We start from the raw sequence: 19,068 nt of genomic DNA, 5'->3' as shown, positions 1-19,068 counted from the left end.
GCCGGGCTTCAGTCGAGCGCGGGCAGCGCGCGGGGGCGGCGGTCACGGTCGGTGGCGACATAGGTGAGCGTCGCCTCCGTCACCTTCACCACCTCTCCGGCAAGGCGCATGCGCTGCGCATACACCTCCACCGACACGGTGACCGACGTGTTGCCGGTCTTCACGATGTCGGCGTAGAAGCTCAGCAGGTCGCCGACGAACACCGGCTGCTTGAAGACGAACGAATTCACCGAGATGGTCGCGACGCGCCCGTTCGCACGGCGGCTCGCCGGGATCGAGCCCGCGATGTCGACCTGCGCCATGATCCAGCCGCCGAACACGTCGCCGTGGACATTGGAATCGGCCGGTTGCGGCATGACCCGCAGCGCGACCGGTTTTTGTGGAAGTTGCAGATGGTCGGTCATCGAAGGATTCCGGTAAAAAAGAGAGCCAGCATGCGTCAGCGCGGCATCGAGCCTTCTGCGACAATGCATGGATAAGGGATGGTCCTTCCGGGCGCGAAAGCGGTTTTGCCGTGGTTTCAGTGCAGTGCGGCAGACGGTCTTCCGACGCGGTCCGGACCATCGAATTGTACGGGAAAGCACGCATGACGAGACGTGCGCCCGCCCCGCGATACCGCATCCGTGCGCCATGCCCGCCATGGTGCCGCATGCCCATGCAGAACTCGAATATTCATGCGCCGCTATTCCAATGCCGACGCGGCTCCCGTCGCGAAGGGACCGCGCAACGACTGGCAGACGATCCGTTCGCTGCTGCCGTACCTGACCACGTACAAATGGCGCGTCGCGTTCGCGCTCACCTGCCTGATCGGCGCGAAGGTCGCCAACCTGGGCGTGCCGATCGTGATGAAGAAGATCGTCGACGGCCTTGCGTCGGTGCAGCAGCTGACCGCGCTCGGACGCGCGCAGGATTCGCCCGCCATCGTGCTCGCCGGCGGGATCGGGCTGCTGGTCGTCGCCTATGCGGTGGTGAGGCTTTCCACGTCGCTCTTCACCGAGCTGCGCGAGATCCTGTTCTCGAAAGTCACCGAGAGCGCCGTGCGGCGGCTTGCGCTCCAGGTGTTCCGCCATCTGCATTCGCTCTCGCTGCGCTTTCACCTCGAGCGGCAGACGGGCGGCATGTCGCGCGACATCGAGCGCGGCACGCGCGGCATCCAGCAGCTCGTGTCGTATTCGCTCTACAGCATCCTGCCGACGCTCGTCGAAGTCGGCCTCGTGCTCGGCTTCTTCGTCACGAAGTACGAGGCGTATTACGCGCTCGTCACGCTGGTCGCGCTCGTCGCGTATATCGTCTTCACGGTGAAGGTCACCGAATGGCGCACGCATTTCCGGCGCACGATGAACGATCTCGATTCGAAGGCAAACTCGCGGGCGATCGATTCGCTGCTCAACTACGAGACGGTCAAGTACTTCGGCAACGAGGAGTGGGAGGCCGAGCGCTACGACGAGAACCTGAAGCGCTACCGTACCGCCGCGATCAAGTCGCAGCGCTCGCTCTCCATGCTGAACTTCGGGCAGCAGACGATCATCGGCGCGGGGCTCGTGTGCATTCTCTGGCGGGCGACGCAGGGGGTGATGGCGGGGCGTCTCACCCTCGGCGACCTCGTGCTGATCAACACGTTCATGCTGCAGCTCTACATTCCGCTGAATTTTCTCGGCGTGGTGTATCGCGAACTGAAACAAAGCTTAACCGACATGGACCGCATGTTCACCCTGCTCGCCGCGGGCCGCGAGGTGCCCGACGCGCCGAATGCGCCCGCACTTGCCGTGCGCGGCGCGGCAGTGCGGTTCGAGAACGTCAGCTTCGCCTATGAGAGCGCGCGGCCGATCCTGCACAACGTCGACTTCACGATCGCCGCCGGCACGACGACGGCCGTGGTCGGCCACAGCGGCTCGGGCAAGTCGACACTCGGCCGGCTGCTGTTTCGCTTCTACGATCTCGACCGGGCGCGCGGCGGGCGCATCCTGATCGACGGCCAGGACATCCGCGACGTCACGCAGGATTCGCTGCGCGCGGCGATCGGCATCGTGCCGCAGGACACGGTGCTCTTCAACGATTCGATCTATTACAACATCGCGTACGGCCGGCCGTCGGCGACGCGCGAGGAAGTGATCGCGGCGGCGCGCGCGGCGCATATCCACGACTTCATCGAGGGCCTGCCGGCGGGCTACGAGACGCCGGTCGGCGAGCGCGGGCTCAAGCTGTCGGGCGGAGAGAAGCAGCGCGTCGCGATCGCGCGCACGCTGCTCAAGGACCCGCCGCTCCTGATCTTCGACGAAGCCACGTCGGCGCTCGATTCGAAATCCGAGCGCGCGATCCAGCACGAACTCGATTCGATCGCCCGCGAGCGCACGACGCTGATCATCGCGCACCGGCTGTCGACGGTCGTGCATGCGGAGCAGATCATCGTGATGGATCACGGACGGATCGTCGAGCGCGGCACGCACGCGCAACTGCTCCGCGCAGGCGGCCTCTTCGCGCAGATGTGGGCGCTGCAGCAGCAGCGCGCGGCGCATCCCGAAGAGGGCGACGACGCCGTCACGCAGCAGGACACCGCGGGCGCGTAATCCCGCGCCCGCGGCGCAGCGCGGCTCTCGCCCGCGTGCCACAAAAGCGTCCACGTCCGCCGCTAAAATGCGGACTTCGTCGCAATTGCGCTGCAGGAGCAAGATCCGCATGGAACTGAAATGGCTCGAAGACTTCGTGTCGCTCGCGGAAACGCGCAGCTTCAGCCGCTCGGCCGAACTGCGGCATATCACGCAGCCCGCGTTCTCGCGGCGCATCCAGGCGCTCGAAGCATGGCTCGGCACCGAACTGATCGACCGCTCGGTGTATCCGACGCGGCTCACGCAGGCGGGCCAGGTGTTCTACGAACAGGCGCTCGCGATGCTCTCGCAGTTCCACGAGGCCCGCACGCTGTTGCGCGGGCAGGGCGGGGCGCCCACGGCGACAATCGAATTCGCGGTGCCGCATACGCTGTCGCTCACGTACTTTCCGCGCTGGCTGGAGCGCATCGAAGCGCGCCTCGGGCGCATCCATACGCGCCTGCGCGCGCTGAACGTGCACGACGCGGTGCTGTCGCTCGTCGAAGGCGGCTGCGACCTGGTGATGGGCTATCACCATCCGAGCCACCCGGTCGCGCTCGACCCCGCGCGCTACGACATGCTTGCGCTCGGCACCGAGCCGATCAGCCCGTTCTCCGCGCCGGGCAAGGGCGGCCGGGCGCGCTACACGCTTCCCGCGACCGCCGAGGCGCCGGTGCCGTATTTGTCGTACACACCGAACGCGTATCTCGGCCGCATGACGGAGGTGATCATCGCGACGGCCCCGACGCGCCTCTATCTCGACAAGGTCTATGAAACCGACATGGCCGAGGGCCTCAAGGCGATGGCGCTGGCGGGTCACGGCGTCGCGTTCCTGCCGCACAGCGCCGTCGAGGACGCCGTGGAGGAAGGGCGCCTCATCCGGCTCGACCGGGGCACTCGCGGCACGCCCGCCGGCCAGTTCACACTGACCATGGAGATACGCCTTTACCGCGACAAGCTCGCCTCGCAGGGCGACGATCCGCGGCAGGCGCTGACACGGAGCCTGTGGGGCGCAGTGAGCGACGAACTGGCTCAGCGGGCGACCGAAGCCAACGCAGGATAAGACTCTCCCACGTTATGCGCGAAACGCATAATCGGATAATCAAACGGCATTGGATTTCGCGAAGCCGTTTTTCGACAATGAGCGCATTCCACAAAACGCTGGAGCGTAAATGTCATCTCCGAAGCACGACCTGCCGGCACCCGCCGCCAAACATGCCATTCCGTCGTATCTCCTCGCCGACGATCTCGGCCCCTGGGGAAACTACCTGCAGCAGGTCGATCGCGTGGCGCCGTATCTCGGCTCGCTCTCGCGCTGGCTCGAAACCCTGAAGCGCCCGAAGCGCATCCTGATCGTCGATTGCCCGATCGAACTCGATAACGGCACCGTCGCGCACTTCGAGGGTTACCGCGTGCAGCACAACACGTCGCGCGGCCCGGGCAAGGGCGGCGTGCGCTACCACCAGGACGTGACGCTCTCGGAAGTGATGGCGCTTTCCGCGTGGATGTCGGTGAAGAACGCCGCCGTGAACGTGCCGTACGGCGGCGCGAAGGGCGGCATCCGCGTCGATCCGCGCACGCTTTCGCGCGGCGAGCTCGAACGCCTGACGCGCCGCTACACCAGCGAGATCGGCATCATCATCGGACCGAACACCGACATCCCCGCGCCGGACGTGAACACGAACGAGCAGATCATGGCGTGGATGATGGACACGTACTCGATGAACCAGGGCCAGACGGCAACGGGCGTCGTGACCGGCAAGCCGATCTCGCTCGGCGGCTCGCTCGGCCGCAAGGAAGCGACGGGGCGCGGCGTGTTCGTCGTCGGCACGGAAGCGGCGCGGCGCATCGGTTTCGAAATCGAAGGCGCGCGCATCGCGGTGCAGGGCTTCGGCAACGTCGGCGGGATCGCGGCGCGGCTCTTCCAGGAAGCCGGCGCGCGGGTGATCGCGGTGCAGGACCACACGGGCACGCTGCACAATTCGAAGGGCATCGACACGGTCGCGCTGCTCGAGCACGTCGCGAAGAACGGCGGCGTGGGCGGGTTTGCGGGCGCCGATCCGGTCTCCGCCGACGAGTTCTGGATGATCGAAAGTGACATCCTGATCCCGGCCGCGCTCGAAGGCCAGATCACCGAAAAGAACGCGCCGAAGATCAGGACGAAGATCGTCGTGGAAGGCGCGAACGGCCCGACGACCACCGCCGCCGACGACATCCTGCACGACAAGGGCATCCTCGTGATCCCGGACGTGGTGGCGAACGCGGGCGGCGTGACGGTCTCGTACTTCGAATGGGTGCAGGACTTCTCGAGCTTCTTCTGGACCGAGGACGAAATCAACCAGCGCCTCGAGCGCGTGATGCGCGAAGCGTTCGCGGCGGTGTGGCAGGTAGCGAGCGAACACAAGGTGTCTGTGCGGACGGCCGCATTTATCGTGGCCTGTACGCGGATCCTGATGGCGCGTGAAATGCGCGGGCTGTATCCGTGATCGCCGGACCACTTGATCGGCGCGCAAATGCGGGCAATCGCCGCGTTCGCGCCCTTTAAAAATACGCGGGCGTCATCCGTCATGGATGACGCCCGCGTTTGCATTAAAACTACATTAGAATGCGCGTCGCACAGGGCTCGGCAGGGTAGTGCGGTTAAATTGGGACAGTGTGGTTAACAATCATTCTTTCAGAATAATTACCCTGCTAAACTTGCCCCGTTTTCGCCACAGGAGATCGAACAAATGAAGATTAAAAAGGCCGCGCTGGTACTCGCCGCTCTGGGTGTTTTTGCAACGGGTGCTTACGCTCAGGACGCCGGGACGCTGAAAAAAATCAAGGACACGGGTGTGATCTCGCTGGGGCACCGCGAATCTTCCATTCCTTTCTCGTACTACGACGACAAGCAGAACGTCGTGGGCTATTCGCATGAGTTCGCGCTGCAGGTGGTGGAAGCCGTCAAGGTGAAGCTCAACATGCCGAACCTGAAGGTGAAGCTCACGCCGATCACGTCGCAGAACCGCATTCCGCTCGTGCAGAACGGCACGGTGGACATCGAGTGCGGATCGACCACGAACAACGCCGAGCGCCAGCAGCAAGTGGCGTTCTCGAACACGATCTTCGTGATCGGCACGCGTCTCATGACCAAGAAGGATTCGGGCGTGAAGGACTGGGCCGACCTGAAGGGCAAGACTGTCGTGACGACTGCCGGCACCACGTCCGAGCGCCTGCTTCGCAAGATGAACCAGGACAAGAACATGGGCATGAACATCATCAGCGCGAAGGACCACGGGGAGTCGTTCCTGACGCTGTCGACGGGCCGCGCCGTCGCGTTCATGATGGACGACGCGCTGCTCGCCGGCGAGCGCGCGAAGTCGAACAATCCGGGCGATTTCGTGATCGTCGGCGCGCCGCAGTCGCATGAAGCTTACGGCTGCATGATCCGCAAGAACGATCCGGAGTTCAAGAAGGTGGTCGACGACGCAATCGCGAAGGTCGAAACCTCGGGCGACGCCAACAAGATCTACAAGAAGTGGTTCGAAAGCCCGATTCCGCCGAAGGGCCTGAACCTCAACTTCCCGGAAAGCGACGACATCAAGGCTCTCTACAAGAGCCCGAATGACAAGGCAATCGACTAACTGGTCCGCGCATCAGGTGAACGAAACGGAAGGAGCATCGCGCTTCTTCCGTTTTCTTTTGGAGTGAGTCCATGTCTTATCACTGGAACTGGGGCATCTTGCTGAGTCCGGTTTCGACCGGCGAGCCCACCACCTATCTCGGCTGGCTGATTTCCGGCTTCTGGGTGACCGTCACCGTGTCGCTCGCTGCGTGGATCATCGCGCTCGTGATCGGCTCGCTGTTCGGCATCCTGCGCACGGTCCCGAATCGCTTTCTCGCAGGGATCGGCACCCTCTATGTGGCGATCTTCCGCAATATTCCGCTGATCGTGCAGTTCTTCATCTGGTATCTGGTGATACCGGAGCTGCTGCCCGCTTCCGCCGGAAACTGGTTCAAGCAACTGCCGCCGAACGCGCAGTTCTTTTCGTCGTCGATCATCTGTCTCGGGCTCTTCACCGGCGCGCGCGTGTGCGAGCAGGTCCGCTCGGGCATCAACGCGCTGCCGCGCGGCCAGCGCGCCGCCGGGCTCGCGATGGGGCTCACGCAATGGCAGACGTATCGTTACGTGCTGATGCCGGTCGCGTACCGCATCATCGTGCCGCCGCTCACGTCGGAGTTCCTGAACGTGTTCAAGAACTCGGCGGTCGCGTCGACCATCGGCCTGCTGGACCTGTCCGCACAGGCGCGGCAGCTCGTCGACTACACCGCGCAGACGTATGAGTCGTTCATCGCCGTGACGCTCGCCTACATGCTGATCAACCTGATCGTCATGCTGCTGATGCGCTGGGTCGAATCGAAAACCCGGCTGCCCGGCTATATCGGAGGCAAGTGATGCATCATTTCAACTGGAGTGGTGTCATTGGCTCGCTGCCCACGCTGTGGACCGGCGCGATCATCACGCTGCAGATCACGGTGCTCGCGATCGTGGTCGGGATCGCGTGGGGAACGGTGATCGCGCTCATGCGCCTCTCGGGCATCAAGCCGCTCGAATGGTTCGCCGGCCTCTATGTCACGCTGTTCCGCTCGATCCCGCTCGTAATGGTGCTGCTGTGGTTCTTCCTGATCGTGCCGCAGCTTCTGCAGAATGTGCTCGGGTTGTCGGCGGACATCGACATCCGGCTCGCCTCCGCGATGGTCGCGTTTTCGCTGTTCGAAGCCGCGTACTATTCGGAAATCATCCGCGCGGGCATCCAGTCGGTGGCGCGCGGGCAGGTGAACGCGGCGTTCGCGCTCGGCATGACGTACCCGCAGGCGATGAGGCTGATCGTGCTGCCGCAGGCGTTCCGCGCCATGGTGCCGCTTTTGCTGACACAGGCCATCGTGCTGTTTCAGGACACGTCGCTCGTCTACGTGATCAGCCTCGCGGACTTTTTCCGCACGGCGACCAACGTCGGCGACCGTGACGGGACGACCGTCGAGATGGTCCTCTTCGCCGGCGCGGTGTATTTCGTGATTTGCGTGTTTGCATCGGCCCTCGTCAAAAGTCTTCAGAAAAAGGTCGCAAGATGATCTCTTTAAAGAATGTTTCCAAGTGGTACGGGCAATTCCAGGTGCTGACCGACTGCACGACCGAAGTGAAAAAGGGTGAAGTGGTCGTGGTCTGCGGCCCGTCGGGTTCGGGCAAGTCGACGCTCATCAAGACGGTGAACGGCCTGGAGCCGTTCCAGCAGGGCGAAATCACGATCAACGGCCAGTCGGTCGGCGACAAGAAGACGAACCTGTCGAAGCTGCGCGCCAAGGTCGGCATGGTGTTCCAGCATTTCGAGCTGTTCCCGCACCTGACGATCGTCCAGAACCTGACGCTCGCGCAGATCAAGGTGCTCGGTCGCTCGAACGAGGAAGCCACGACGAAGGGGTTCAAGCTGCTCGATCGCGTGGGCCTGCGCGCTCACGCGGAGAAGTACCCGGGCCAGTTGTCGGGCGGCCAGCAGCAGCGTGTGGCGATTGCGCGGGCGCTCTCGATGGACCCGATCGCGATGCTCTTCGACGAGCCCACGTCCGCGCTCGATCCGGAAATGATCAACGAAGTGCTCGACGTGATGGTCGAACTGGCGCAGGAAGGCATGACGATGATGTGCGTCACGCACGAAATGGGCTTTGCCAAGAAGGTCGCGCACCGCGTGGTCTTCATGGACAAGGGTTTGATCGTGGAAGACGACAAGAAGGATGATTTCTTCGCGAATCCGAAATCGGACCGCGCGAAGGACTTCCTGGCGAAGATCCTGCACTGAGCGGCGCCGGCGTTTCACCGGCTGGACGCAAAAAACGCGGCCTTCCTGACGGAAGGCCGCGTTTTTCATTGCGGGCGATTTACTTCGTGTTGTCCTGGATCGCGGCGTCCGGCGCGTTCTTCTTCACCGATTCGATGCCGTTGTCGCGCGCCGACGCGCTGCTGTACGCCTCGCTCACGCCGATCACTTCGTGGTTGCCGGCCTTGAGCGTGAACATCGGCTCGCCCTTCGCGTTCTCCTTGCGGTCATAGCGCTCGTCGAGCGGCGCGTTCTTTCGCACCGACTCGATTCCGTGCTCCGCCGACGCCCGCGTCACATACAGTTCGCTTCGCAGGATCGGCTCGCCGTTGCCGGCGCGCAAATTGAAATAGAACTGGCCGTTGCTCGCTTTGTCGATGACGAATTTTCCTGACATGGCCCTTCCTTTTTTGAGGTGAGTGAAGCCTGAGTCTAGGGTGTCATCGAAGGGCGTGGCTCAGCGATGACAATTGTTCACGTTATACGTCATTCGATGCCGAGTTCGGTCTCGACGTCGGCGGTCGTCTCGATTGTCAGCGCCGATTCCGCGCAGACCTTGCAGAGCGGCTCCGCGGCTTTTTTCGCCACTTCCTCGGGCACCGGAATGTTTACCGTCTTTTGCAGCGCGCCCTGCTGGAACATCGCAAGATCGCCGGGGGCGAAGCGGGTCCAGATTTCGTCGTCGGTGAGCGGCGACGTTGCGATCACGGCGACGCGGTCTTCGGGCGTCGTGTATTTCGCGAAGTCGATCGACATGTCGGCGTCGATCAGGTGCGCGGTCGAGAACGGCCAGCTGCGCACGAGGTAATAAAGGTGCGTCGAGCAATGCGAAAAGAGCGCCTGTCCGTTCGACATCAGGAAATTGAACACGCCGTACTGCGTGATTTCGCGCGTAAGCGTTTCGAGCGTGGCGAAAAGCTCGTCGAGCGGCGGCTGCGAACCCGGGAACGCGCGCCGCAGGCCTTGCAGCAGCGCGCAGAACGCCAGTTCGCTGTCGGTCGTGCCGACCGGCTGGTACACGCCGGTGAGTTCGGGCGCGTGGCCTTTCAGGTCGCCGTTGTGCGCGAAAATCCAGTGCCGGCCCCATAGTTCGCGCAGGAAAGGGTGGCAGTTTTCCAGCAGGATGTGCCCCTGCGTCGCCTTGCGGATGTGCGCGATCGTGTTCTTCGACTTGATCGGATACCGCTTCACCATCTCCGCGAGCGGCGAGCTGGCCGACGACTGATGGTCGATGAACAGCCGGCACGCCTTGTCTTCGAAGAAGGCGATGCCCCAGCCGTCCGCGTGGTGATCCGTCACGCCGCCGCGCGCCGCGAAACCGGTGAACGAAAACGTCACGTCCGTCGGCTCCGCGCAGTTCATTCCGAGAAGTTGGCACATGTTGCTGAGGCTGGCAGGCTGGTCGATGGGGCGAGTTGTTACAATACCGTCTCACAAGCATATCACCGAGCCAATGGCCGAAAATATCGATCAAAAGGCTGTGAGCGGGCATCGTTGTTGATTTTCCACGGTGTTTTTCGCCGTACCTCACCGCTTTCGTGCAGTGGCGCGCATTCAATCCATCAATGCCGCAAACAGGTGCCTCCGCTGGTTTTTGCTTGGGCCTTCGCTATCTGACCGTTTCCTCCGCCGCCACGCCATGTCCGCTCATCCGACCGCCGTTTCCGAATCGCCCGCCTCCGCGCCCGCCACGCTCACGATCGCCCGTCCCGACGACTGGCACCTGCACGTGCGCGACGGCGCCATGCTGGCCGCCGTCCTGCCGCACACGGCGCGCCAGTTCGGCCGCGCGATCATCATGCCGAACCTGCGCCCGCCGGTCACGACGACCGCGATGGCGGCCGCGTATCGCGAGCGGATTCTCGCCGCGCGACCGAAAGAGGGCGCTGGCGCGCGCTTCGAGCCGCTGATGACGCTCTATCTCACCGACAACACGCCTCCCGACGAAATCCGCCGCGCCCGTGAAAGCGGCTTCGTGCACGGCGTGAAGCTGTACCCGGCCGGGGCGACGACCAATTCCGACGCGGGCGTGACCGATCTCGGCAAGTGTGCGAAGACGCTCGAGGCGATGCAGGAGAGCGGCATGCCGCTCCTCGTGCACGGCGAGGTGACGGACCCGGCGATCGACGTGTTCGATCGCGAAAAGGTGTTCATCGACCGCGTGATGACGCCGCTGCGCCGCGATTTTCCGGCGCTGAAGGTGGTGTTCGAGCACATCACGACGAAGGACGCCGCCGAGTACGTCCGTGACGCCGACGGCCCGACCGGCGCGACGATCACCGCGCATCACCTGCTTTACAACCGCAATGCGCTCTTTGTCGGCGGGATCCGGCCGCACTACTACTGCCTGCCGGTGCTCAAGCGCGAGACGCATCGCGTGGCGCTGGTCGAGGCCGCGACTTCGGGTAGCCCGCGCTTTTTCCTCGGCACGGACAGCGCGCCGCATCCGAAGGGGCTCAAGGAACATGCGTGCGGCTGCGCGGGCTGCTACACGGCGCTGCATGCGCTCGAGCTGTACGCGGAAGCCTTCGACAACGCGGGCGCGCTCGACAAGCTGGAAGGTTTCGCGAGCTTTTACGGCCCGGATTTCTACAATCTGCCGCGCAGTGCGGAAACGGTCACGCTGCGTCGCGAATCCTGGACGCTGCCGGCCGAGTTCAAGGCCGGCGACACCGACGTCGTGCCGCTGCGCGGCGGTGAGGCGATCGGCTGGCGGCTCGCCTGACGCTTCCCGGCGCGCGACGACATGGCCGCACGCGCTCCGGTACTGCGTCCGCACCTGCATGCGGACGCAAGCGATGCGTTCGCGCGCATCGACTGGACGCGGCCGTGGCTCGCGCCGCTCGTCGAGCGCGGCAGGCGCTGGCAGTCGGCGGCGCTGGCGGGCTACGCGCCGTATCTCGGCACGCTCAACGACGACGCCCGGCTCGCCGCCCTCGCTACGGGCCGCGGCCAGCCGCTCGCGTTCATCGCCCAGGACGATTTGCCGGCCGGCGCTTCCTATGAGGGACACATCGCGGCGACCGGCTGCGTGCCGACGCGGCACAATCTGCACGATTTCTTCAACGGGTCGATGTGGCTTCAGTATCCGCGTATCAAGGCTGCGCTGAACGCAAGGCAGGCGGCGGAAATCGGGTTACACGGCATCGGCGCGACGCGCGGCAGCCTGCGCGACGCGCTCACTCTCTTCGACGAAAATGCGGTCCTGTTCGTCAGTGCCGATCCGGCGCTGACGGATGCGCTGCGGCGTTTCGACTGGCACGCGCTCTTTCAGGCGCGCCGCGATGCATGGGGACAATCCTGCGAGGCCCGCATCTTCGGTCATGCGCTGCTGGAAAAGCTCGTTGCACCGTACAAGGCGTGCACGGGTCACGCGTGGATCGTGGATGTGTCGCCGGATTATTTCTCCTGTAGCGATCACGAACGCCGGTCCGTGCTCGACGAGGCGGTATCGGCGCGGCTGCTGAGCGAATCGCCGACCAGCCGCCATTTCACGCCGCTTCCGGTTCTGGGTGTGCCGGGCTGGTGGGCGCAGAACGAATCGCCGTCTTTCTACGACGATACGTCGGTGTTTCGCTCCGGCCGCCGCGGCCGCTCAAGCGGGGCGATTGATCCCCCATGCTAAAATCGATACAGCAAAGCAGGCTAGGCAGCCGCGGCTTTTCCGGTTCCGACCGGAAAAGGCGAGGAAAGTCCGGACTCCACAGGGCAGGGTGATGGCTAACGGCCATCCGTGGCGACACGCGGAACAGGGCAACAGAAAGCAAACCGCCGATGGCCCGATGCAAATCGGGATCAGGTAAGGGTGAAACGGTGCGGTAAGAGCGCACCGCGGCTGTCGCGAGACAGACCGGCACGGTAACCTCCACCCGGAGCAATTCCAAGTAGGCAGGCGCGCATCTTCGAGATGCAGGACGGGGCCCCCGTCTCGTCTGCGGGTAGGAAGCTTGAGCGCGTCAGCAATGGCGCGCCTAGAGGAATGGCTGCCACGCCCATCGCGCCCTCGGGCGCGATGGGCGCACAGAATCCGGCTTATCGGCCTGCTTTGTCGTTATTCGTAAAAAAAGCCGACGTCAGCGATGACGTCGGCTTTTTTCATTCCCGGCGCGGCGATCCCGCTTCAGCCGGCCACGATATCGAACGAATGCGTGAGTTCGGCCGTTTTCGCGAGCATGATCGACGCCGAGCAGTATTTGTCGTGCGACAGGGTGATCGCGCGCTCGACGGTCGCCGGATTCAGGTTCTTGCCCGTCACCGTGAAGTGGAAATGGATCTTGGTGAATACCTTCGGATCTTCGCTTGCGCGCTCGGCCTTGAGCGTCACCGAGCATCCGGCGATTTCCTGGCGGCTCTTCTTCAGGATCATCACGACGTCATAGGCCGTGCAGCCGCCGGTGCCGAGCAGCACCATTTCCATCGGACGCGGCGCGAGGTCGCGGCCGCCGCCTTCGGGCGCGCCGTCCATCGTGACCAGATGGCCGCTGCCGGTTTCGGCGACGAACGCCATGCCGTCCTGTCCCATCCAGCTTACTTTGCACTCCATGTTCGAGCTCCAGCGCGTGTGCGACGTTGTTTTGCAAAAGCGCATTGTAGCGTTTTGCGCGGGAATCGATCGTCGCGGGTAGATGCATGTCCCGGTTGACTTGGCGGCTTAGGCGAGAGTTTCAAGGCCTTTACGCGGTTATGTCCCTAGGTCGTCGAGGAGGGCTTCTAGAGAGCGCACTCGACCCAAAGGCGTGCTCGACATGGTCTTAAATAATTGATTTTAAACGATTTATCAATTTTTCCCTGCATCGCATTTATTTCGTAATGTGGCAGCAGATTTCGCGATGCAAATTTTCTTGCTTCGCAGCAATCGCGCGTCTATACTCTGACCATTGGTTGTCGCAGTTCGACAAATCTACCGCGTCTCCTCCACCTCCTCCTTTGGTGGATTTAAGCCCGAGCCTCAGATGCTCGGGCTTTTTTTCGCCCGGGGTTTTTGCTTGCTTTGCCAGCGTTTCTCCCCTGACGGCCGCTAAAAAGCGGCTCGACTGCAAGAAACATCGCAGGTTTTGACTCGGCACCGAAAATCCCCTTATAATTCAAAGTTCTCTTCGCACCATGCCCGCGGAGGGAACCAGGGAGAGCCTGCACGCGCCTCGATGCGCAACATTCATACAAGCGGGACATTAAGGGCACAGTTAATTTTTGGATCGATCATGAAGACGTTTTCCGCAAAAGCCCAAGAGGTGACGCGTGAATGGTACGTGATTGACGCGACGGATAAGATTCTCGGCCGTGTCGCCAGCGAAGTGGCACGCCGTCTTCGCGGCAAGCACAAACCCGAGTTCACCCCGCACGTCGACACTGGTGATTTCATCATCATCATCAACGCCGGCAAGCTGAAGGTCACGGGCAACAAGACCACGGACAAGAAGTACTATCGTCACTCGGGCTACCCGGGCGGCATCTACGAAACGACGTTTGGCAAGATGCAGGAACGCTTCCCGGGCCGCGCGCTCGAGAAGGCGGTCAAGGGCATGCTGCCGAAGGGTCCGCTCGGCTACGCGATGATCAAGAAGCTGAAGGTCTACGCAGACGCAACGCATCCGCATACGGCTCAACAGCCTAAAGCGCTCGAGATCTAAGGGGAGCCCACATGATCGGTAACTGGAACTACGGTACGGGCCGCCGCAAGAGCGCCGTCGCACGTGTCTTCATCAAGGCAGGCAAGGGCGACATCGTTGTCAACGGCAAGCCCATCGCTGATTACTTCTCGCGTGAAACGTCGCTGATGATCGTGCGCCAGCCGCTGGAACTCACGAACCACGCTGCCACGTTCGACATCAAGGTCAACGTGTCGGGCGGCGGTGAAACGGGTCAGGCCGGTGCGGTTCGCCACGGCATCACCCGCGCGCTGATGGACTACGACGCTACGCTCAAGTCGCAGCTGTCGAACGCCGGCTTCGTCACGCGTGACGCGCGTGAAGTGGAACGTAAGAAGGTCGGTTTCCACAAGGCACGCCGCAGGAAGCAATTCTCGAAGCGTTAAGCCGTATGCGCGCGCTTCGCCCGTCTTGCGAAGCTGTCGCGAAAAGCCGCCCGCGCCATGCGCTGGCGGCTTTTTCATTTCCCGGCGCGCGTCGTGCGGTATAGCCCATTGATTTTATGGACTTCCAGCACGATATTGAGATCGGCCCTACAATGACGAGTAGAAGCTTAATTGGAGAGTTCGAATGAACGCTGTCACAGACACCCCCACGACCGAAATGCCGATGCCGTTCGTCTTCACCGACGCGGCCGCCGACAAGGTCAAGCAACTGATTGACGAAGAAGGCAATCCGGACCTGAAGCTGCGCGTGTTCGTGCAAGGCGGCGGCTGCTCGGGTTTCCAGTATGGCTTCACGTTCGACGAAGCCGTCAACGAAGACGACACCGTGATGGACAAGAGCGGCGTCCAGCTTCTGGTCGACTCGATGAGCTATCAATATCTCGTCGGCGCGGAGATCGACTATAAGGACGATCTCAACGGCGCGCAGTTCGTGATCAAGAACCCGAACGCGACGACCACCTGCGGTTGCGGGTCGTCGTTCTCGGTCTGATTCCGGACCAACTGCGGTAAACAGAACGGAGCCTGCGGGCTCCGTTTTTTATTGCGGGATCGACGCTCGATGCGGACAGATTCAATGCGGATAGACCGCGCCCAGCACACGCTCGCCCGCGGCGCCCGTCACCGAGGCGAGATTGCCCGGCTCGCGGGCGACGCAGCGCATTGCAAGCCAGGCGAATGCCAGCGCCTCCACCTGATGCGGCGGCACGCCTAGGGCTTCGGTCGTCATCACCGGGACACCCGACACCCCGCTTTCCTCGAGCGCCTGCTGGATCGCGCCCATCAGCACCGGATTGCGCGCGCCGCCGCCGCACACGTAGACCGCGCGGGCGTCGGAGGCGTGCCGCTCGATTTCCCGCGCGATGCTCACCGCCGTCAACGCGACGAGTGTCGCCTGCACGTCTTCGGGCGAAAGACCCGCGAACGCCGCGAGCTTCGCATCGAGCCATGGCGGATTGAACAGGTCGCGCCCGGTGCTTTTCGGCGGCGGCTGCTCGAAAAAGGGTTCGTCGAGCAGCGCGTTCAGCAGCGGCCGGTGCACCTGGCCCTGCGCCGCGAATTGACCGCCTTCGTCGAAGGGTCTTTTCAGATGACGATGCGCCCATTCGTCGAGGAGCGCGTTCGCCGGACCGCAATCGAAGCCGCGCACGCTGCCATTCGCCGACAGGATCGTAATGTTGCTGATGCCCCCGAGATTGCAGACGACCCGCGTTTCGCCCGGCGCGCCAAACACGGTCGCATGAAACGCCGGTACGAGCGGCGCGCCCTGGCCGCCCGCCGCGACGTCGCGGCTGCGGAAGTCGGCGATCACGTCGATGTTCGTCATTTCGGCGAGGAGCGCCGGATTGTTGATCTGCCGCGTATAGCCCTTTTCCGGCCGATGCCGCACCGTCTGGCCGTGCACGCCGATCGCGCGCACCTTCGCCGCCGAGTAGCCGCTCATGCTCTGCAATTCATGGCAGCACACGGCGTAGCGCGTTGCGAGCGCGTTCGCTGCGATCGCCTCGCGCTCCAGTTCGTTGTCGCCGGGCGCCTGCAGCGCGAAAAGCGCGTCGCGCAGTCCTTTGGAGAAACTGACGTGCGCTTCGCCGAGCACGACGGGCGGCTTGCCTGTCGTGAACTGGACGGCGACGCCGTCCACGCCGTCCATGCTCGTGCCGGACATCAAACCGAAGTACACGCCGTCCGCCTTGCCGGTCTCCATCGCCTCGGTTTTTCGAGCCACGCTGTCCTCCTGTCGATGCTGTTTTTGTCGGTAAAGCGCGATTATCCGCGCATCGGGGCGAATCGTTAAGGTGGGACAGAAATGCGGCAGGCCATTCGCGAATTCCGCGCGAACGGCCAAAAACAGGGCGCGGCGGGGCGTCATCGCGTAAAATCCTGTGCCTGAACAAGGAATTGCGTGCGAATGCCGCGCCGTCGGCGGGCAATGTCTCGCACGCCCAGAAGCCGCATTTCTGCGTCATCCGGTCCGCGCGTGACGGCCCGCCGTTTCGCCGCCGCCCCGCCGGCAGACGAAGCGGCACGTGCGCCCCACGTCACGTCGGCCACGTCCGCCGCGTCAGCCACCGAACCACCTTCACTGCAAAAGCCGCAAGCATGACCACAGACTCCAACGCACCCGCCGCATCCGCCGTGCAAGCTCTGCCCATCACCGACGAAGTCCGCACCGCGCTCGCCGTCGCCAGGCGCGGGTGCGACGAACTGCTGATCGAAGACGAATTCGCGCAGAAGCTCGCGAGGAGCGCCGCCACGGCCAAGCCGCTGCGCATCAAGCTCGGTCTCGATCCGACCGCGCCCGACATCCACATTGGCCACACGGTCGTGCTGAACAAGATGCGCCAGTTGCAGGATCTCGGGCACCACGTGATTTTCCTGATCGGTGACTTCACGTCGCTGATCGGCGATCCGTCCGGCCGCAACGCAACGCGCCCGCCGCTCACGCGCGAGCAGATCGAATCGAACGCGAAGACGTATTTCGAGCAGGCGTCGCTCGTGCTCGATCGCGAGAAAACCGAGATCCGCTACAACAGCGAATGGTCGATGCCGCTCGGCGCCGACGGCATGATCAAGCTCGCGTCGCGCTACACCGTCGCGCGGATTCTGGAGCGCGAAGACTTCACGAAGCGTTTTCAGAGCGGCGTGCCGATCTCGATTCACGAGTTCCTGTACCCGCTGATGCAGGGCTACGACTCGGTCGCGCTCAACGCCGACCTCGAGCTCGGCGGCACCGACCAGAAGTTCAACCTGCTGGTCGGCCGCGAACTGCAGAAGCAGTACGGCCAGGAGCAGCAGTGCATTCTCACGATGCCGCTGCTGGAAGGACTCGACGGCGTCGAGAAGATGTCGAAGTCGAAGAACAACTACATCGGCATCAGCGAGAAGCCGGCCGAGATGTTCGGCAAGCTGATGAGCATCTCCGACACCCTGATGTGGCGCTATTTCGAGCTGCTGTCGTTCCGCAGCATCGAGGAAATCGCGCAGTTCAGGAAGGAAGCCGAGGGCGGGCGCAATCCGCGGGACTTCAAGGTGATGCTCGGCAAGGAAATGGTCGCGCGCTTCCACTCGGCGGCGGACGCCGAGCGCGCGCTCGACGATTTCAACCTGCGCGCGAAGGGCGGCGTGCCGGACGATATTCCCTCGGTCACGCTCGCGGGCGCGCCGGTCGCGATCGGGCAACTGCTCAAGCAGGCGGGGCTCGTGCCGTCGACGAGCGAAGCGCTGCGCAACATCGAGCAGGGCGGCGTGAAGATCGACGGGGCGACCGTCTCCGACAAGGCGCTGAAGGTCGAAGCCGGCGAATTCGTGGTGCAGGTCGGCAAGCGCCGCTTTGCGCGCGTCACGCTGACGGCATAAGCGGTGATCGCGCTCATCCAGCGGGTCCGGCGCGCGGAAGTGCGCGTGGACGACCGCGTGACCGGCGCGATCGGCGCGGGCCTGCTCGCGCTCGTCTGCGCTGAGCGCGGCGACACCGAGGCCGCTGCCGACAAGCTGCTCGCGAAGATGCTCGCGTACCGCGTGTTCAGCGACGCGGCGGGCAAGATGAACCTGTCCGTGCAGAACATCGACGGCGCGGGGCAGGCGGGCGGCGTGCTGCTCGTCTCGCAATTCACGCTCGCCGCCGATACGTCGAACGGCCTGCGCCCGAGCTTCACCCCGGCCGCTCCTCCCGACGAGGGCAGGCGGCTCTTCGACTATTTCGTCGGGCAGGCGCGCACAAAGCATCCGGTCGTCGAAACGGGCGAGTTCGGCGCGGACATGCAGGTGTCGCTCGTCAACGACGGTCCGGTCACGTTCTGGCTGCAGGTTCGGCCGTGATCCTGCCGTGATTCATTCGGCCCCCGGACTCAACATACCGCGTACATGACTACTCAGATCCTCTTCATCCGGCACGGCGAAACCGACTGGAACCGCATCAAACGCATTCAGGGACACGTCGACATTCCGCTGTCCGGCACGGGGTTCGAGCAGGCGGAGCAGCTTGCGCGCCGTCTGATGCGCGACTCGGAAGGCGGCGCGCGCCTCGATGCGGTCTATTCGAGCGACCTGCAGCGCGCGCAGCAGACGGCGCGTCCGTTCGCCGATGCGCTCGGCATGCCGTTCTCTTTGAGCGAAGGCTTGCGCGAACGCTCCTACGGCGCGTTCCAGGGTCACGACAGCGACGAAATCAACGAAAAATTCCCTGAGGAATATGTGGAGTGGCAGACGCGCGACCCCGGTTTCGCGCCGCCGGGCGGGGAGTCGCAGCGGGTGTTCTATCACCGCGTGCTGCACGCGGTCGAGCCGATCGTGGCCGCGCATCCGGGCGGGCGCATCGCTTGCGTCGCGCATGGCGGCGTGCTCGACTGCATCTATCGATTCGCGATGCGCCTCCCGCTGCAGGAGGCGCGCAACTGGCCGCTGCTCAACTGCAGCATCAACGTCGTGGAATACGAGAACGGCGCGGCAAGGGTCGTGTCGTGGGGCGACATCGCGCATCTGTCGGCGGGCAGCAGCGACGACAGCTTCCGCAAGACAGCCTAGCCGTCCTTCATTGCGC

20 protein-coding genes and 1 other RNA gene are annotated in these 19,068 nt (G+C 63.6%); 16 read left to right on the top strand and 5 right to left on the bottom strand.

The window, feature by feature from the left end; all coding sequences use genetic code 11:
* Window positions 1-8: 8 nt before the first annotated feature.
* The gene (locus BG61_RS00865; protein ID WP_035941206.1) at window positions 9-404 is read right to left on the bottom strand and encodes an acyl-CoA thioesterase; all 396 of its coding nucleotides are present in this window, start codon (window positions 402-404) and stop codon (window positions 9-11) included.
* 270 nt (window positions 405-674) lie between these two features.
* Between BG61_RS00865 and BG61_RS00860 the strand changes: the two genes are divergently transcribed.
* From BG61_RS00860 to BG61_RS00830, 7 genes are all read left to right on the top strand, one after another.
* Complete coding sequence (locus BG61_RS00860) at window positions 675-2,567, top strand: ABCB family ABC transporter ATP-binding protein/permease (RefSeq protein ID WP_035941204.1); 1,893 nt, start codon at window positions 675-677, stop codon at window positions 2,565-2,567.
* A gap of 109 nt (window positions 2,568-2,676) precedes the next feature.
* Window positions 2,677-3,648: a LysR substrate-binding domain-containing protein gene (locus BG61_RS00855; RefSeq protein WP_035941201.1), complete on the top strand. Its 972-nt coding sequence runs from the start codon at window positions 2,677-2,679 to the stop codon at window positions 3,646-3,648.
* A 109-nt stretch (window positions 3,649-3,757) separates the two neighbouring features.
* Window positions 3,758-5,071, top strand: coding sequence for a Glu/Leu/Phe/Val family dehydrogenase (locus tag BG61_RS00850; RefSeq protein ID WP_035941200.1), 1,314 nt, complete (start codon window positions 3,758-3,760; stop codon window positions 5,069-5,071).
* A 243-nt stretch (window positions 5,072-5,314) separates the two neighbouring features.
* On the top strand, window positions 5,315-6,208 hold the full coding sequence (locus BG61_RS00845; protein ID WP_035941199.1) for a glutamate/aspartate ABC transporter substrate-binding protein: 894 nt from the start codon (window positions 5,315-5,317) through the stop codon (window positions 6,206-6,208).
* A gap of 71 nt (window positions 6,209-6,279) precedes the next feature.
* Window positions 6,280-7,020 (top strand): amino acid ABC transporter permease, encoded by a 741-nt coding sequence (locus BG61_RS00840; protein ID WP_035941198.1) that lies wholly within the window; start codon window positions 6,280-6,282, stop codon window positions 7,018-7,020.
* Entirely contained in the window at window positions 7,020-7,697 is a 678-nt protein-coding gene (gene gltK / locus BG61_RS00835) for a glutamate/aspartate ABC transporter permease GltK (RefSeq protein ID WP_035941196.1), read from the top strand. Before BG61_RS00840 ends, gltK begins: the two co-directional genes overlap by 1 nt.
* Window positions 7,694-8,419 (top strand): amino acid ABC transporter ATP-binding protein, encoded by a 726-nt coding sequence (locus BG61_RS00830; RefSeq protein ID WP_035941195.1) that lies wholly within the window; start codon window positions 7,694-7,696, stop codon window positions 8,417-8,419. Before gltK ends, BG61_RS00830 begins: the two co-directional genes overlap by 4 nt.
* A 79-nt stretch (window positions 8,420-8,498) precedes the next feature.
* On the opposite strand, the gene BG61_RS00825 is transcribed toward BG61_RS00830, so the two are convergent.
* The gene (locus BG61_RS00825; protein WP_035941193.1) at window positions 8,499-8,834 is read right to left on the bottom strand and encodes a YegP family protein; all 336 of its coding nucleotides are present in this window, start codon (window positions 8,832-8,834) and stop codon (window positions 8,499-8,501) included.
* 89 nt (window positions 8,835-8,923) lie between these two features.
* Window positions 8,924-9,817, bottom strand: a complete 894-nt coding sequence (locus BG61_RS00820; protein ID WP_075584107.1) for a class II glutamine amidotransferase — start codon at window positions 9,815-9,817, stop codon at window positions 8,924-8,926.
* Window positions 9,818-10,076: 259 nt separating this feature from the next.
* Between BG61_RS00820 and pyrC the strand changes: the two genes are divergently transcribed.
* From pyrC to rnpB, 3 genes are all read left to right on the top strand, one after another.
* A complete protein-coding gene (gene pyrC, locus BG61_RS00815) occupies window positions 10,077-11,162 on the top strand; it encodes a dihydroorotase (RefSeq protein WP_035941191.1) in 1,086 nt (361 codons plus the stop codon).
* 21 nt (window positions 11,163-11,183) lie between these two features.
* Window positions 11,184-12,062: a DUF3025 domain-containing protein gene (locus BG61_RS00810; protein ID WP_051672196.1), complete on the top strand. Its 879-nt coding sequence runs from the start codon at window positions 11,184-11,186 to the stop codon at window positions 12,060-12,062.
* Window positions 12,063-12,074: 12 nt separating this feature from the next.
* Window positions 12,075-12,488, top strand: an RNA gene (rnpB, locus tag BG61_RS39125) — RNase P RNA component class A.
* A gap of 69 nt (window positions 12,489-12,557) precedes the next feature.
* Here rnpB and BG61_RS00805 read toward each other — a convergent pair.
* Complete coding sequence (locus BG61_RS00805) at window positions 12,558-12,980, bottom strand: OsmC family protein (protein ID WP_035941188.1); 423 nt, start codon at window positions 12,978-12,980, stop codon at window positions 12,558-12,560.
* A 658-nt stretch (window positions 12,981-13,638) separates the two neighbouring features.
* Here BG61_RS00805 and rplM point away from each other — a divergent pair.
* The 3 genes from rplM (at window position 13,639) to erpA (ending at window position 15,021) form a co-directional block, all read left to right on the top strand.
* A complete protein-coding gene (gene rplM / locus BG61_RS00800; protein ID WP_035941187.1) occupies window positions 13,639-14,067 on the top strand; it encodes a 50S ribosomal protein L13 in 429 nt (142 codons plus the stop codon).
* Between the two features lie 11 nt (window positions 14,068-14,078).
* Window positions 14,079-14,471, top strand: coding sequence for a 30S ribosomal protein S9 (gene rpsI / locus BG61_RS00795; protein ID WP_035941186.1), 393 nt, complete (start codon window positions 14,079-14,081; stop codon window positions 14,469-14,471).
* Window positions 14,472-14,655: 184 nt separating this feature from the next.
* On the top strand, window positions 14,656-15,021 hold the full coding sequence (erpA, locus tag BG61_RS00790; RefSeq protein WP_035941185.1) for an iron-sulfur cluster insertion protein ErpA: 366 nt from the start codon (window positions 14,656-14,658) through the stop codon (window positions 15,019-15,021).
* A gap of 81 nt (window positions 15,022-15,102) precedes the next feature.
* Here erpA and BG61_RS00785 read toward each other — a convergent pair whose 3' ends face one another.
* On the bottom strand, window positions 15,103-16,233 hold the full coding sequence (locus tag BG61_RS00785) for an anhydro-N-acetylmuramic acid kinase (protein ID WP_035941183.1): 1,131 nt from the start codon (window positions 16,231-16,233) through the stop codon (window positions 15,103-15,105).
* Window positions 16,234-16,628: 395 nt separating this feature from the next.
* Between BG61_RS00785 and tyrS the strand changes: the two genes are divergently transcribed.
* Genes tyrS through BG61_RS00770 form a run of 3 tightly spaced genes read left to right on the top strand, consistent with a single transcriptional unit; the run spans window position 16,629 to window position 19,052 of the window.
* Entirely contained in the window at window positions 16,629-17,885 is a 1,257-nt protein-coding gene (gene tyrS / locus BG61_RS00780; RefSeq protein ID WP_035941182.1) for a tyrosine--tRNA ligase, read from the top strand.
* Window positions 17,886-17,888: 3 nt separating this feature from the next.
* Window positions 17,889-18,347, top strand: a complete 459-nt coding sequence (dtd, locus tag BG61_RS00775) for a D-aminoacyl-tRNA deacylase (RefSeq protein ID WP_035941180.1) — start codon at window positions 17,889-17,891, stop codon at window positions 18,345-18,347.
* Window positions 18,348-18,392: 45 nt separating this feature from the next.
* Window positions 18,393-19,052 carry a histidine phosphatase family protein gene (locus BG61_RS00770; RefSeq protein WP_035941177.1) on the top strand — a complete coding sequence of 220 codons (660 nt, stop codon included), beginning with the start codon at window positions 18,393-18,395 and terminating at the stop codon, window positions 19,050-19,052.
* Window positions 19,053-19,068 lie beyond the last annotated feature (16 nt).

Source organism: Caballeronia glathei, assembly GCF_000698595.1.
Classification (GTDB): Bacteria; Pseudomonadota; Gammaproteobacteria; order Burkholderiales; family Burkholderiaceae; genus Caballeronia; species Caballeronia glathei.
Note: the sequence above shows the minus strand (reverse complement) of the source record. Positions and strands in the feature narration are given on the sequence as shown.